The sequence below is a fragment of the Vibrio sp. 378 genome (assembly GCF_033339435.1).
The window spans coordinates 1-548 of record NZ_JAWOUO010001026.1; the positions used below are offsets into that span (position 1 = coordinate 1).

General features: G+C 49.1%; 1 protein-coding gene. It reads right to left on the minus strand.

The features are described 5' to 3' along the window. Window positions 1–548, minus strand: a 548-nt coding sequence (locus R7Q48_RS30185; protein WP_318134085.1) for a glutaminase, incomplete at both ends; no start/stop codon positions are given.

A 548-nucleotide genomic window follows, 5' to 3' on the forward strand; every position in this document is an offset into this window, starting at 1 on the left:
CACCAGATTTACCTGGCATACCCACACGGTAAGCAAACTCACCGGCACCATCGTACAAACCACAAGTTGCGAGCAATGCATTCAGTTGCTTCGTTTGTGTTGGTGACACCACTGGCTTGCCCGTTTGCACGGAAGTGCCTTTGTTGGCTAGGTAGCTAAAGGTTTTTGCTAAGTCCACACAGCTCATCTTTAAAGCACAGGCATGGAAGTAGTTTTGCAGCACTGGGATCACCTCGTTTTCGAAGTTACCAAATGAGCGCATCAGATAAGCAATCGCCGCGTTGCGATCACCGTGCATCATTTCCGACGCGGCCACGACTTTGTCATAGACAATGTGAGTATCGCCCGACAACTGACGAACAAACTCAAGTAAGCGCTGACGAGGTGCAGACAAACGACTTTGCAGCAAGTCAGCCACAACAATTGCACCCGCGTTAATAAACGGGTTGCGTGGAATACCCTGTTCCATCTCCAACTGAATCAGCGAGTTAAACGCCTGACCGGATGGCTCTTTACCTACTCTTGCCCAAATTTCTTCTTGTTTGTAC